We start from the raw sequence: 14,787 nt of genomic DNA, 5'->3' as shown, positions 1-14,787 counted from the left end.
ACGGCTCTTTCCCGTGATCGGCCAGGGGCTCATGAAGACGGGGGATTTGCAGCCCGGGCAAGAAAAATGGCGCGGTCCGGAGAACCGCGCCATGGTGTCAGGCCGTGATCGGCGAGACGTGACAGCGTCAGAACACAAATTCCGGCGTCGGCGCAAAGCCCGGCAGCGACTTGACGGCGGTGTTGAAGACCGGGCGGCTGGCAATCACGCCGCGTTCCTTGATGAACAGCGTGGCGCGCGAGGCATTGCCTTCGCCGATCACGGCCACCAGACGCCCGCCATCGCGCAGCTGGTCGAAGAGGGCCTGTGGGATCAGAGCGACAGCGCCGTGCAGGAAGATGACATCGTAGGGCGCCTCGGCCTTGTACCCGGCTTCCAGCGGACCGGTCACGACAGCGACGTTGTCGTAGCCGAGGCGCGAGAGGTTACCCGTTGCGGCGGCGGCCAGCGCCTCGTCGCTTTCCAGCGCCACGACGGCGGTTGCGAGCGTCGATAGAACAGCCGAGCCGTAGCCGGTATTGCAGCCGACTTCGAGGACAACGTCCTCCTTGCGGATCGTCGCCATCTGCAGAAGCTTGGCGAGCGGCGACGGCTCCATCACGTAACGGCCACCGCCAACGGCGATGTCGGTGTCGATATAGGCCAGCGGCTTCTTGTCGGCCGGCACGAATTCCTCGCGCGGCACCGACAGGAAGGCGGAAAGGATCGAATGCGAGGTGACGTCCGTCGGGCGAATCTGGTTGTCGACCATCTTCACGCGCTGCGCTTCGTAATTGATCATGTCGTCCTCTTTGCCCTGCCGGAGGGAGATGGAATGTGTCGGCGCTTCGCCGCCCTCACCATCGCTCTTAATTCCGCAGGCAGCGGGATTCAAGACCGCATTCCCGCAAGCAGCCCGCAGCGCACAAAAAGCCGACCTGTACGGTCAGTTGGCAGGCGCCCCTTCGAGGCCCACAAGCGCGATCTTCGCATAGCCGGCCCGCTGAACGAGGTTCATGACCGTCATCAGTTCGCCATAGGGCACCGCCTTGTCGGCGCGCAACAACACGCGCGTGTCGCGGTTACCGCCGGTGATGGTCTGAAGAGCCGTGACGAAACCGGCGCGCGCCGTCTCCTCATTGCCGATGGCGAGCGTCAAATCCGGCTTCAGCGTCACGAAGACGGGCTTGTCGTCGCGCGGCGTCGGGCGGGCGGCGGATTGCGGCAGGTCCACCTTCATGTCGACCGTCGCAAGCGGGGCGGCCACCATGAAGATGATGAGGAGAACGAGCATGACGTCAATGAAGGGTGTGACATTGATGTCTGCAGTCTCAGGCAGCTCATCCTCGCTGCTATCAGAAATCTTCGTAGCCATGGCGACTATCCAATCCGGGCGATCGCGGCTTCGGCGCGGCGCTCGCGCGGGCGGCTTGCGGCGCGGAAGTCGAGGTCGCGGCTGACAAGGCGCTCGACAGCGGCGCGAGCGTCGGCGAGCGCGGCACGATAGCCGCCGATGGAGCGGGCAAAGACATTGTAGATCACCACCGCCGGAATGGCGGCGACGAGGCCGATCGCGGTCGCGAGCAGCGCTTCGGCAATGCCCGGCGCGACAATTGCAAGATTGGTCGTCTGGGACTGACTGATGCCGATGAAGGAATTCATGATGCCCCAGACGGTGCCGAACAGGCCGACGAAGGGCGAGATGGAGCCAATGGTGGCAAGAATGCCCGTACCGATGGCGATTTTCTTGCCAGCGCCGACCTCGATGCGTGCCAGGCGGGAGGAAACCCGTTCCTTGACCCCGTCGGCCGGTACGTGATCGAGGGCGGCATCCGATTTTGCCAGCTCGTCTGCGGCGGCGACCAGCATGGTGCGGGCCGTGCCCTCGCCTGCCAGCCGCTCGTCGGCGGCGCGCAGGCCCTCCGAATGGGCCAGGACATGGGCGGCGAGACGGATGCGGTGGCGGGCCACCGCGACCTCGATCCCTTTCAGCACCAGCACGGCCCAGGTGACGACGGAGGCGGCGGCCAGAAGCAGCATGACGCCCTTCACCACAATGTCGGCGGCCATGAACATGCCGATCGGCGAGAGATCATGCGGGAGCGTCGCTGTCGGGACCGCTCCGCTCGCGACCAGGGGCTCCGGCTGCACCGGCTCCGCCTGAACGGACATCGTTCCCGTCTCTGATATCTGCATCGCCTCGCCAACAGGTGTCGGTATCGGGTCACCTGCTGCGGCCGGCATGGGCTGAGGCTGAGCGGTCGTCTGGGCCAATGCGGGCAGGCCGGCGAGTACGATCATCGTCGCAATGACGAAAGACAGACGCATCGGTTCGCTCCTTGAAGAGAGAATGCGGGTTTCGCGCCGTCGCAGGCGGCACCTCGAGCCCCGGAATACCCGGCTCTTACGCGGATCGCGGCCTTGGCGCAATATTCTTGATTATAAAAATCATGTTTATCGATCGTCGCCTTCCGGCACGTCTTGATCGGAGAAGCGGCCTGTGCGCCAGTCATAGGCACGGTGCCGCTGCCAGCTTCGGGCTAGGCCCTGGAACACGGGGCGAATCGAAGGATGGCCATCCTTGTCGGAAAGGATTTCGAGGGCGCCGGTGAGACGCAGCGTTCGGGCGGTGAAGAGCTGCGCACCGCTGCGGCAGGTCGTGAGCCGCAACGCCCGGCCCGTCACCACGATCCGAGCGGCATCGCAGGCCGCGCCGAGAAGGGCTGGATGGTCAAGGGTGACGATGGTCCAGCCTTGAGGCGTCACGGCCGCACAGGCCAGATCTGCCCGACAGGCGAAGCGCTTTCGGTCCGATGCAGCCTTTGCGAGGAGATCCGCGAGGATGGCGCGGGCCTGTTGCGGCTCGATATCGGGGCTGTCCTGAGGCCTCGCCCCACCATCCGCCGGGACCGCTCCGGGCTTTGGCTTCTCGTCACCCGAGGGTTTCGTGACGGTATCGACCGCCAGCGCGGCGGTCCACTGGTCCAGAACGAAGGCCGGTGGACGCGAGCGGTTCAGCGCTATCGTCGCTCCGTCGATGAAACCGAGCAGACGGCCATCCTCGGAAATCGCCAGGGCCGGGCGCGGCAGCGGAATGGCGACGATGCCGGCGAGGCCGAGGGCTGCCAGAACGAGCCCGAGCGCCGCAAGCCGCGTGCGCAGGATGCAGACGACCACGCCGCCAACGGCGATCAGCGCGACACCCGGAAGCCAGAGCCGTCCTATGGCAAGCGGAGCGCCCCAACTGGCGACCAGTTCGGCGGCCGCGACCATCCAGTGGATACCCAATGCCATCAGCCAGAGAAAGGGCTGGTCGAGACCGAAGGGCATGGCGAGCATCGCCGCCACGCCCGCCGGCATGACCACGGCGCTGACGACGGGCATGGCAAGGATGTTGCCGGCAAGACCGTAGAGGGTGACGGTGTGGAAATGGGCAACCGAATAGATCATCGTCGAGATGCCGCCGAGAAGCGACGTGGCGACGAGGCCGCCCGTGAAGCGGGCTGCGAAAGCGAGGCCCGGAACGGCGTCGATCAGGGCATTTCGGTCGCGTGGCGGCCGGGCACGCCAACGCTCGTAGCCAGCCACCAGCGCCAGTGTCGCGGCAAAGGACATCTGGAAACCGGGACTGAGGACTGCCGATGGCGTGACGACGATGATCAGCAGCGCAGAAAGAGCGATGTTGCGCAGGCTGATCGATGGGCGATCGATCAGGACGGCAACGAGCATGATGGAGATCATGATCCAGGCACGCACGGCCGACACGGCGCCGCCCGACAGGAGGCCATAGAAACCGACCATGACGAGCGCACCGAGGGCGGCGATCTTGCGCACGGGCAGACGGTGGGCAAGACCGGGGACCATGGCGAGAAGCGTGCGCGCGCCAATTAGGAAAGTGCCGGCGGCGAGGACCATGTTGAGACCCGAGATCGCCAGCACATGAGCCAGACCCGCCGTGCGCAACGTCTCTACCGTCTGCCGGTCGATCGCGCGTTCCTCATTGGTCACAAGCGCCGCGGCGATCGCCCCCGCATCGCCCGGAACACTTGCGCGGATCCGGTCGCCGATCGCCTGGCGCAAGCGCGCCGTGGTCTCCAGCAGCCATCCGACACGATCCGTCTTGCCGGCGCTATCGGCATCGGGCGGCGGAACGCCAAGGGGAATGCCATAGGCAAAGCCAAGCGCGCCGATACCGCGCATGTAGGAATCAAAGGCAAAGTCGTTGAGGCCGGGCAAGGCGGGGCCCGACGGCGGCGAAAGCCTTGCACGCACCCGCATCCAGGCACCGGGTGAAAAACCCTGGTGGCGGGCCCGGACGATAAGGGTGATCCGCTGCGGCGCGCGCTTCACCACCGGTGCTGCCGTTGCTACGACATCGAGCACATAGCGAAGGCTGCCCCGCGCCGCGACCTCGCGCGAGACAACGCGACCCACGATCTCCGTCGTGACGGGACTGTCGAGAAGGACGGTGCCGCGCCGGAAATCCTCCAGCGCGGCGAGCGCCATGCCAAGGCCGAATACCAGCAGGGCCGCGGATCCCGCAAGCAAAGGGGCGGCCGCCGCCCCTGCCCGCACCGATCTGTATCCAAGTGCCAGACCCATGAGAGAAACGCAGATCAGCAATGCAACAGACGCATGGGGTGGCGCGACAGGCATCGTGAACCATGCGGCTGCGCCAAGCGCCAAGACAAGCGGCAGCAACAGAAAGCGGTGGCCGTAGTCTGCCTCGACCGCCCAGGCAGCCGCGATGGCGGAGGCGCAGAAGTGAAGGCTCGAGGATGGGCTCGTGCGACTGTAAGACCCGGAAAAGACCGGCAATGCGGGCGGCGTCTGCGGACGTGAAGACAACGGGTGGACCTGCCGGGCGGGCACGGGCTGTGCTGCTGTTTCGTCAACACGCACAGCCTGCCAGAAGCCATCCTCGACATGCCTCGCCAAATGCCTGCCCCATGCATAACCGGCTGCCCCGCTCGCCCAGACTGCGCGCCTTTGCAATCGAATACAACCCTGGGATAAGCGCCTAAAATTTCAGCAGAAGCCGTCCCCAAAGTGGCGACCATGGCGAAAATCGGACAAGTTGGTGGTGGACAACTCCTTCAAACATGTAATTATTGCGCCGCCGCACATGCGGTACCGCAACGCACAAATCGCCTTTCGTTGAACTTGGCAGTTCGCTGTAAATCAATTAGCAAATTCACGAGCTTAAATTGGGCGCCAAACGGTGTCTGAAATACTGCAAACGGAGGATCCCATGGCGGATAAAAGCGCAGTCGTCACACTCGACAGCAAAACGGTCGAACTGCCGGTACGATCGGGGTCCATCGGTCCCGATGTCGTTGACATCGGTTCGCTGTACAAGCAGACGGGTGCCTTCACCTACGACCCCGGCTTCACCTCGACGGCATCGTGCGAGAGCAAGATCACCTATATCGACGGCGATGCCGGCGTGCTGCTGCACCGCGGCTACCCGATCGACCAGCTCGCCGAACATGGCGACTTCCTGGAAGTCTGCTACCTGCTGCTCTACGGCGAACTGCCGACCAAGGCGCAGAAGGCCGACTTCGACAACCGTGTCACGCGCCACACCATGGTGCATGAGCAGATGAGCCGCTTCTTCACCGGCTTCCGCCGCGACGCACACCCGATGGCCGTCATGTGCGGCACGGTTGGCGCGCTCTCGGCCTTCTACCATGACTCGACCGACATCACCGATCCGCACCAGCGCATGGTCGCGTCGCTGCGCATGATCGCGAAGATGCCGACGATCGCCGCCATGGCATACAAGTATCATATCGGCCAGCCCTTCGTTTACCCGAAGAACGACCTCGACTACGCGTCCAACTTCCTGCGCATGTGCTTTGCCGTGCCGTGCGAAGAGTACCATGTGAACCCGGTTCTGGCGCGCGCCATGGACCGCATCTTCATCCTGCATGCCGACCACGAGCAGAACGCCTCGACCTCGACCGTTCGCCTCGCCGGCTCTTCGGGTGCCAACCCGTTCGCCTGCATCGCGGCCGGTATCGCCTGCCTCTGGGGCCCGGCCCATGGCGGCGCCAATGAAGCGGCGCTCAACATGCTCGCCGAAATCGGCTCGGTCGACCGCATTCCGGAATACATCGCCAAGGCCAAGGACAAGAACGATCCCTTCCGCCTGATGGGCTTCGGCCACCGCGTCTACAAGAACTACGATCCGCGCGCCAAGATCATGCAGAAGACCTGCCACGAGGTCTTGAGCGAACTCGGCATCAAGGACGATCCGCTGCTCGACGTTGCCGTGGAACTGGAAAAGATCGCGCTGACGGACAGCTACTTCATCGAGAAGAAGCTCTATCCGAACATCGACTTCTATTCCGGCATCACGCTGAAGGCGCTGGGCTTCCCCACGACCATGTTCACCGTGCTCTTCGCGCTTGCCCGCACCGTCGGCTGGATCGCGCAGTGGAACGAGATGATCGAGGATCCGGAACAGCGCATCGGCCGCCCGCGCCAGCTCTATGTCGGCGCCCCCGAGCGCGACTACGTGCCGGTCTCCAAGCGCTGATCGGTTTTCGAACGCCAGACGACAAAGCCCGGCCATCGCGCCGGGCTTTTTTGTTGGAGGTTATGGGAGGTATGGTCTTGAGCCGCAGCGTGCGGCGTGTGGGTCAGCGGCGCGCCTCAAGCAGCGCCAGAACCACCTCTGCCGCCCGTTCGCCGGCTGGGACCTCCGTTGCCATCAGGGCTTCCACCCTGTCGAAGCCATTCAGCATGGCAGCACGTTCCGGCGTGTCGGCTATCAGCCGCTCCACCCAGCGCACAAGGCTGCCGGGGCGGATCGCTTCGTTCAGATATTCCGGGATGAAGGGGTAATCGGCGATGAGGTTCGGGAGGGCGCCGGTCCATGTCTTTATCCGGGTATGCATGAACCGGATCAGAATATCGACCTTGTAGGTCGAAACCGTGGGAATGCGGCAGAGGCCGAGTTCGAGGATGACCGTGCCGGAGGCGGCGATGGCGGCGTCGGCCTGTGCGAAGGCGCTCCACTTGCCGGCAGTGCCGACGCGGATGTCCGGCTGCTCCGGCCAGGTGGCGACGATGGCGCGAATACGGGCTTCCTGGCGTGGCACGGCCGGCAGCACGAAGCGCATGTCAGGGTGGCGGCGGCGCAGCTCCTGCATCGTCTCGCCGAAAACCGGCAACAGCTTGTCGATTTCGCTACCCCGCGAGCCGGGAAGCAGGAGGCAGGTGGGCGCGCGGCGGCCGGCGGCGGGGGTTCGAGCCCTCTGCGCATCGCGAACCGCCTGCACATCGGCATCCGCGACCAGGCGATGGCCGACATAGGTGGTTGGCGGGCCGCCAAGCGCCCGCATCGCTTCCGGCTCGAAGGGAAGCACGGCGAGCACGTGATCGACATAACCGAGCATCTTCGTCGCCCGTTCCGGCTTCCACGCCCAGACGCTCGGGCAGACGTAGTTGACGACAGGCAGGCCCGGCAGCGCCTTGCGCACCCGCCTTGCGACCCGGTGGGTGAAATCCGGGCTATCGATGATGACAAGCAGGTCGGGCTTTTGCGCAATGATGCGCTCGGCCGTCTGGCGGATGCGGGCCAGCAGTTGCGGTAGGCGCTTCAGCACCTGCGCGATCCCCATGATCGACAGTTCGGAATAATCGAAGAAGGAAGAGAGCCCTTCGGCTTCCATCGCCTCGCCGCCGACGCCGACGAAGCTGAGGGCGCCGCCGTGGCGGCGCTTCAGCGCCGCCATCAGGTCCGCGCCGAGGAGGTCGCCGGAGACCTCGCCGGCAATCATCGCGATCGTCAGGGGGCGCTCCGCGTCCGTCATGCCATCGTCTCCCGTTCGATACCGGCGAGGAAAAGGCCGAGGCGGTCTGCCGTCCCGATCACGGCGCGGCGGTCCAGCACCAGCGCCCTGCCCGCCTCCACCACCACGCCGGCCAGTCCGGCCGCATGGGCATTCTCGATCGTGGCCGGCCCCACCGACGGAAGATCGGCGCGCACATCCTGTTGCGGCTTGCAGAGCTTGACGAGCACGCCGCGCCGGCGGGCGGAAATGCGGCCCTCCGCCTTCAGGCCGGCAACGCGCGCCAGCATCGCATCGGTTCCTTCCGGCCCCTCCAGCGCCACGACGCGGCCGCCGACGGCAATGGCGCCCTGACCGATATCGAGGCGGCCAAGCGCGGTTGCGGCCTCTGACGCCGCCCTGATGTCGGCAAGAGCCGCGTCATCCGGCGAAACGGCGCCGATCGGCCCGGTCTCGGCCAGGAGCGAGGGAAGGATGTCCTGCACGCCGACGACGCGGGCGCCGGCCGATTCGATAAGGTCGATCACCATTTTCAGCACGGTGTCGTCGCCGCCCTTCAGAAGGGTGCTGACGACGCGCGGCATACGGAACAGAAAGGGGATCGTCGGGCGTATGCCGCGCCAGTCCGGCCGCCGGCGCACGCCGCCCGAAAGGACGACGCGATCCACACCACGGGCGCGGAAGGCCCGTGTGACGCCTGCGAAATCGCCGACGAAGAGCGGTTCGTGATCAAAGCCCGTCCAGTCGCCGTCCGCCTCACCGGTGAGCGGGATGATGAAGGGATCTTCGCCCGCCTCCCGCGCGGCTTCCGCCACGTGATGGGGCAGCCGCCCGCCACCGGCGATGATGGCGAGGCGTCCGCCGGTCGGCGTCATCGGCTCAGGCCTTGCCGCGATTGGGCGAGGACAGGGCGCGATCACTGTCGACGGCGATGAAATCGAGGATTTCCATGGCCTGCGGGCAATCGGCATAGTCGTCGCGGATGGCGGCGGCATTGGCGCGGATGGAGCCCTCGCCTTCGAAGATCTGCTTGTAGGCGCGGCGAACGCGGTGCAGCGTCGGCTTGTCCATGCCGGCGCGCGTCATACCGACGATGTTGAGGCCGCTGAGCACGCCCGGATTGCCGTTCAGCATGCCGTAGGGAATGAGATCGTAGCTGACGGCCGAGAGGCCGCCGACAAAGGCCTGCCGGCCGATGCGGGTGAACTGGTGGACGGCCGAACCGCCGCCAAGGATGGCGCGGTCCTCGACCGTCACATGGCCGGCAAGCATCACGTTGTTCGACAGGATGATGTTGTTGCCGAGGCGGCAGTCATGGGCGACATGCGCATAGGCAAGGAAGAGATTGTTGTCGCCGACCACCGTCTCGCCGCCGAATTCGACGGTGCCGGTGTTCATGGTGACACCTTCGCGGATCGTGCAGTTCCGGCCGATGGTCAGCTTCGTATCGACCGCGCTGTGATGGACGCTCTGGCTGTCGCCACCGATGACGGCAGAGGGGAAGATCTTGGTTCCGGCGCCGACGCTGGTCACACCCAGCACCACGACGTGGCTGATGAGTTCGACACCGTCGCCAAGCGTCACCTTCGGTCCCACATGGCAGAAGGGACCGACCGTCACGTTCTCGCCGATCACCGCCCCGTCCTCGATGACCGACAGGGGATGGATCCTAGCGCTTTTCGCAATCATTTTCCGGCAGCATCCTTGCTTACAATCATGGCGCCGATATCAGCTTCGGCGACAAGTTGCCCGTCAACTTTTGCGTCGCAATGAAATTTCCAGATATTGCCGCGATGCTTGACCTTGGTGACATGCAGTTCCAGCCGGTCTCCCGGCACGACGGGCTTGCGGAAGCGCGTGTTGTCGATCGTCATGAAGTAGACGAGATTGCCGGTCGTGCCGACCTTGCGCACGCAGATCGCGCCTGCCGTCTGGGCCATCGCCTCGATAATGAGGACGCCGGGCATGATGGGCTGTTCCGGGAAATGACCGGTAAAATGCGGCTCGTTGACCGTCACGTTCTTGATGCCGATCGCGCTGTCATCGCCGTTGATCTCGATGATGCGATCGACCAGCAGGAAGGGATAGCGATGGGGAAGCAGCTTCAGGATTTCCTGAATCTCAGCAGTCCCCAGCACCGTTGCCGTCGTTTCAGTCATTCTTCGCTCCCTTTTTCGTCTGCCGCGCCCCGGAACGAATCGCAATCTCCGATGCTTCCCGGAGGAAATCCCGGATCGGACGCGCCGGGATCCCGCCGACGCGCTCGCCGGCTCCAACCGAAACCATGACGCCGCTCATGGCGGCAATCTGCGCGCGGTTGCCAATGGTAATGTGACCGTTGATCGCCGCTGCGCCGCCGATCATCACGCCGTCGCCGATGCGTGTGCTGCCGGCGATACCGACCTGGCTGGCAATGCCGCAATGACGGCCGATGCGCACATTGTGCGCGATCTGGATCTGGTTATCGAGCTTTGTGCCTTCCCCGACGACCGTATCGTCCATGGCGCCGCGATCGATCGTCGTGCCTGCGCCGACCTCGACATGGTCCTGGAGAATGACGCGGCCGACCTGCACGACCTTGATCATGCCGCCCTTCGGACCCGGCGCATTGCCGAAGCCGTCCTGGCCGATACGCGCGCCGGGGTGAATGATCACGTGATTGCCGATGAGTGCGCAGAGCACGCTGGCGCCGGTCGCGACCGTGCACTCGCGGCCGATCCTGACACCCGGGCCAATGACCGCGCCCGCACCGATGCGGGTTCCAGAGCCGATTTCCGCACCGGCGCCGATGACGGCGAAAGGCTCGACCTCGACATCGGCTTCAAGCCGGGCGGTCGGATCCACCACCGCCTGCGGTGAAATGCCCGCGCCGGCCGTCAGGCGCTCCGGCCGCATGGCTTGCGGGTAAAGGTGAGCGCCGGCCAGGGCAAAGGCGGTGAAGGCATATCGGGTCTGAAGCACCGCGATACCGGGTGGCACGAGGCGTGCCGTCGCCTCGTCGCAGATGATCGCCGTTGCCTCGCATGTCGCAAGTTCGTCCGCATGGCGCGCGTTGGCGATGTAGCAGACATCGCCTTCCTTGGCACGATAGACGGGAGCAAGGGATCGCACGACGCGATCCGCCGCATCGGCATCGCTGAGCGACGCACCGACCAGGCCGGCGAAATCGCCCAGCCGTATCCCCTGATGCGGCGGGAAGAACCAGTTCGATTCCATGGCGGACACTCCAGAACAGGGCGTCAGCAGTTCTGGACTGCCTGGATCAGAACGACGACGAGATGCCGAACTTCAGGTTCTGCACGCGGTCGTAATCTTTCTTGGCGACCGGGACGGCGTAATCGACACGCAGCGGACCGAAGGGCGATGCCCAGATCAGACCGATGCCGACCGAAGCACGCAGGGAAGCCTCGGTGCCGACGACCTGATCGGCCGCGTTGACCGCAACCTCGTTGCCGTAAAGCGTGCCGGCATCCGCGAAGACCGCGCCACGGAAGCCCGCATCCTGCGGAACACCCGGAAGCGGGAAGGTCGCTTCGGCCGATGCCGTGAAGTAGGTCGTGCCACCCAGCGCTTCGCCGAAGGCATTGCTGCGCGGACCGATACCGTTCCGCTCGAAGCCGCGGATGTCGCTCGTGCCGAACTGGAACTGGTCGAAGACTTCCATGGATCCGGTGGTCTTGACGAGGTGACCGGCGCTACCCGCGATCGAACCGATCAGGTCGGCTTCGTCGTTCAGCGTGTAGAACAGACGCGCCTTGCCCGAAATCTTGTAGAAATCGGAGGTGCCACCGACACCGGCAAATTCCTGAGTCAGCGAAGCGGTCATCCCGTCGCGCGGCAGCGTCATGTCGTCCAGCGAGTTGTAATTGAAGCTGTGCGAGATCGAAGACCGCGTCCACGGCCCCTGGGTCACCGCAGTCACGTACGGCGACGCAAGGCTTGCCAGATTGTTGCTGTTGAACTTCAGCTCGGTGTAGCTGTACTTCAGCGTGGTCGACAGGCGCTCGGTGATCGGCGCCGTCATGCGAAGCGCAAAGCCCTGATCTTCCTGCGAGTATTCGTAGTCCTTGTACTCGTTCTCGTTCTTGAAGACGTCGAAGCCCGCGGCCAGACGGTAACCGAGGAAATAGGGTTCGGTGAACGAGACGTTGTAGGTCTTGGCGCTTTCGCCACGACCGGCGGACAGGCGGATGTACTGGCCACGGCCAAGGAAGTTCTTTTCCTCGATGGAGGCTTCGAGCAGGAGGCCGCCGCCGTTGCCGGCTGCGTAGCCGCCACCGATGCCGAAGCTGCCGGTGGACTGGTCCTGCACGTCAACCACGACGACGACGCGGTCCGGAGCCGAGCCCGGAGCGGTCGTGATGTTGACGGCCGAGAAGTAGCCGAGGGCATCCAGACGGCGCTTGGCGCGGGCGATCATTTCCTGGTTGAAGGCATCGCCTTCGCTGATGTCGAATTCGCGGCGGATGACGTAGTCGCGGGTGCGGGTATTGCCGCGGATCTCGATACGCTCGACATAGGCCCGCTCGCCCTGATCGACGAGATAGTCAACGGCGATGGTGCGGTTGCCGAGGTCGCGGTTGCCGCGCGGTGTTACGCGGGCGAAGGGATAGCCGGCAGACGCCACGCGCTTGGAGATCTCGGTGATGGTCTCCTGAACGTCACGGGCCTTGTAGACCGAACCCTCGTGGCTCTGGACCAGACCCTTGAGGTCGTCGGCGTTCACGCCATCGACCGTCGATTCGACGTTGATGGCGCCGAAATCGTAGCGCTCGCCTTCATCGACCGTGATGGTGATCGTGTATTCGTTGGTCGCTTCGTTCAGCGTTGCGTCGGAGGACACGACGCGGAAGTCGGCATAGCCGCGATTGAAATAGAACTGGCGCAGCAGCTCTTCATCGGCACGCAGCTTGTCCTCGTTGTAGACGTCCTTGCGGGTCAGGAACGAGAAGATGCCGGATTCCTTGGTCGCGATGACCGACTGGAGACGGCTGTTGCTGTAGGCGTTGTTGCCGACAAAATTGATCGCGGTGATCTTGGTGCGCTCGCCCTCATTGATGACGAAGGCGATGTTGACGCGTCCCTCGCCGACCGTCGCGGTCTGCGTGGTGACCGTCACGTCGTTACGACCGATCGCGGCATAGGCCTGCTTGATCGATTCGATGTCGGCATTGATCTGGTTCTGGTCGAACGGACCAAGCGCCCGGGTCTTCACGATCCCCTCGAGCTTGTCGTCCTTGATCTTGCGGTTGCCGTTGAAGACCACGGCGTTGACCAGCTGGTTCTCGTTGACGGTCACGACGAGGGAGCCGCCGGAAACGGCGATGTTCACGTCGGAGAAGTAGCCGGTTGCATAGAGGCGACGGATCGACTCGTCGATGTCGGCATTGGAGAAGGTCTTGCCCGGGACGATGCTGACATTGGCCCGTACCGTTTCGGGGCTGACGCGGGTTGCGCCGCGAACCACGACGTTGCGGATCACAGCGGCCTCAGCTGCGGTCGCGCTGGCAAACATCGCGACACCGGCGCCCGTCGTTACCATGCTCGCCGAAAGAGCAACCGCCGACACGGCGTTCAAAAACCTTGAACCAGCTTTCATTTCACTTCTTACCTTTTTCCAACGTCCCGCAGCGTAAGCACGCGCCGACTCCGGTCATGTTTGCCGTTTTACCGGCTTTTCCCATACAAGCAAGCCAGCTCGTTAATTTCTATTTACTTCAATCGCAGCCGTGTCCTCAGGGTCACTACCACGTGGTTTTATCGTAAACAAATCCTTGCCTTGCCGCCTCCCGGACGAGCGCCCAATCCCCTGCTTTCGCAGGAGGAATCAGCCATGCAGAGGCATGCTTACCCCAGCAGCATGCTGATGTCGTTCCAAGTGGCGAAAACCATGAGGCTCAGCACCAGCGCGATGCCCACACGGTAGGCAATCTCCTGCGCATTCGGTCCAACGGGCTTTCCGCGCACGGCCTCGACGGCATAGAAGACCAGATGTCCACCGTCGAGCACCGGAACCGGCATCAGATTGAGGAGACCGATCGAGACCGAGAGCATGGCGGCCAGTTGCAGCACGGCGGCAACGCCAAGCGTCGCCATCTGGCCGGACGCCTGGGCCACACGGATCGGACCGCCGAGCTGGTCAGCCTTCATGCGGCCGGCGATGAGGTTGGAGATGTAGTCAAAAGTGCCGGTCACGATATGCCAGCTCTGCACCGCGCCTTCCGCGACGGCTTCCAGCGGACCGTAGGTGACCGTGCGGAAGGAGCCGGCGGTCTCATCCGTCACGACGCCGATGACGCCGAGTTCCATCTTGTTGCCGAACTGGTCCGTCAGTTCCGTGCGCTTCGGGACCATGGTCAGATCGCGCTTTTCGCTGCCACGCTGGATCGTCACGACGATCGACATTTCCGGGCGCACGCTGACGTAACGGCGGACGTCGTCAAAGGTGGTGACGGTGTGGCCGTCGATCGCGATCAGCCGATCGCCGGGTATGATTCCTGCTTCCTGCGCCGCGCTGCCGGCGCGAACCTCGGAGACGACGGGGTCGGCGATGCGGCGGCCGTAGATCGAAAAGAGAACGGCGAAAATGGCGATGGCCAGGATGAAATTCGCAATCGGCCCGGCCGCGACCGTGATTGCGCGCTTCCAAAGCTTTGCGCCGGAGAAGGTCCGTGCCCGGATCTCCGGCGGCATCTCGTCCAGCGCCTGCTGATCGACCGACGAGGAGGACACATCCTCGTCGCCGAAGAACTTCACGTAGCCGCCGAGCGGGATGGCGCACAGTTTCCAGCGCGTGCCATGGCGATCATTGAAGCCGAGGATCTCCGGTCCAAATCCGATCGAGAAGGCGGTGATGCCGATACCAGACCAACGGCCGGCAAGATAATGGCCCATTTCGTGAACGAAGACGATGAGCGTCAATACGACAAGAAAGGGAAACAGCGTGCCCGCCACAAACTGCCAGGCATCAACCAGAAAAGCCATGTATCGCCTCCGTGAAGGCCGCGCC

General features: G+C 64.2%; 12 protein-coding genes. 1 reads left to right on the top strand and 11 read right to left on the bottom strand.

The features are described from left to right. Positions 1-127: 127 nt before the first annotated feature. From ACED18_RS02240 to ACED18_RS02225, 4 genes are all read right to left on the bottom strand, one after another. The gene (locus ACED18_RS02240; protein ID WP_377290979.1) at positions 128-778 is read right to left on the bottom strand and encodes a protein-L-isoaspartate O-methyltransferase; all 651 of its coding nucleotides are present in this window, start codon (positions 776-778) and stop codon (positions 128-130) included. A 147-nt stretch (positions 779-925) separates the two neighbouring features. Then, complete coding sequence (gene exbD, locus ACED18_RS02235; RefSeq protein ID WP_377288581.1) at positions 926-1,354, bottom strand: TonB system transport protein ExbD; 429 nt, start codon at positions 1,352-1,354, stop codon at positions 926-928. A gap of 5 nt (positions 1,355-1,359) precedes the next feature. Then, entirely contained in the window at positions 1,360-2,307 is a 948-nt protein-coding gene (gene exbB / locus ACED18_RS02230) for a tonB-system energizer ExbB (protein WP_377288579.1), read from the bottom strand. A 126-nt stretch (positions 2,308-2,433) separates the two neighbouring features. Continuing rightward, positions 2,434-4,665, bottom strand: a complete 2,232-nt coding sequence (locus tag ACED18_RS02225; protein WP_377290977.1) for a ComEC/Rec2 family competence protein — start codon at positions 4,663-4,665, stop codon at positions 2,434-2,436. Between the two features lie 565 nt (positions 4,666-5,230). Between ACED18_RS02225 and gltA the strand changes: the two genes are divergently transcribed. After that, the gene (gltA, locus tag ACED18_RS02220; protein ID WP_377288577.1) at positions 5,231-6,520 is read left to right on the top strand and encodes a citrate synthase; all 1,290 of its coding nucleotides are present in this window, start codon (positions 5,231-5,233) and stop codon (positions 6,518-6,520) included. A gap of 103 nt (positions 6,521-6,623) precedes the next feature. Here the strand turns inward: gltA and lpxB are convergent, their stop codons facing one another. The 7 genes from lpxB to rseP form a co-directional block, all read right to left on the bottom strand. Next, complete coding sequence (gene lpxB, locus ACED18_RS02215; protein ID WP_377288575.1) at positions 6,624-7,799, bottom strand: lipid-A-disaccharide synthase; 1,176 nt, start codon at positions 7,797-7,799, stop codon at positions 6,624-6,626. Then, positions 7,796-8,674: an LpxI family protein gene (locus ACED18_RS02210; protein WP_377290975.1), complete on the bottom strand. Its 879-nt coding sequence runs from the start codon at positions 8,672-8,674 to the stop codon at positions 7,796-7,798. The genes lpxB and ACED18_RS02210 overlap by 4 nt, the downstream gene beginning before the upstream one ends. Continuing rightward, positions 8,658-9,467 (bottom strand): acyl-ACP--UDP-N-acetylglucosamine O-acyltransferase, encoded by an 810-nt coding sequence (lpxA, locus tag ACED18_RS02205; protein ID WP_377288573.1) that lies wholly within the window; start codon positions 9,465-9,467, stop codon positions 8,658-8,660. The genes ACED18_RS02210 and lpxA overlap by 17 nt, the downstream gene beginning before the upstream one ends. Then, positions 9,464-9,937 (bottom strand): 3-hydroxyacyl-ACP dehydratase FabZ, encoded by a 474-nt coding sequence (gene fabZ / locus ACED18_RS02200; protein WP_377288571.1) that lies wholly within the window; start codon positions 9,935-9,937, stop codon positions 9,464-9,466. Before fabZ ends, lpxA begins: the two co-directional genes overlap by 4 nt. Continuing rightward, on the bottom strand, positions 9,930-10,994 hold the full coding sequence (lpxD, locus tag ACED18_RS02195; RefSeq protein WP_377288569.1) for a UDP-3-O-(3-hydroxymyristoyl)glucosamine N-acyltransferase: 1,065 nt from the start codon (positions 10,992-10,994) through the stop codon (positions 9,930-9,932). The genes fabZ and lpxD overlap by 8 nt, the downstream gene beginning before the upstream one ends. A 46-nt stretch (positions 10,995-11,040) precedes the next feature. After that, complete coding sequence (bamA, locus tag ACED18_RS02190) at positions 11,041-13,377, bottom strand: outer membrane protein assembly factor BamA (RefSeq protein ID WP_377288567.1); 2,337 nt, start codon at positions 13,375-13,377, stop codon at positions 11,041-11,043. A 248-nt stretch (positions 13,378-13,625) separates the two neighbouring features. After that, positions 13,626-14,762 carry an RIP metalloprotease RseP gene (rseP, locus tag ACED18_RS02185; RefSeq protein WP_377288565.1) on the bottom strand — a complete coding sequence of 379 codons (1,137 nt, stop codon included), beginning with the start codon at positions 14,760-14,762 and terminating at the stop codon, positions 13,626-13,628. Positions 14,763-14,787 lie beyond the last annotated feature (25 nt).

Source organism: Rhizobium sp. SG2393 (genome assembly GCF_042610495.1).
GTDB lineage: Bacteria > Pseudomonadota > Alphaproteobacteria > Rhizobiales > Rhizobiaceae > RU20A.
The sequence above is the reverse complement of the archived record's forward strand: the minus strand, read 5'-3'. Positions and strand labels throughout refer to the sequence as shown.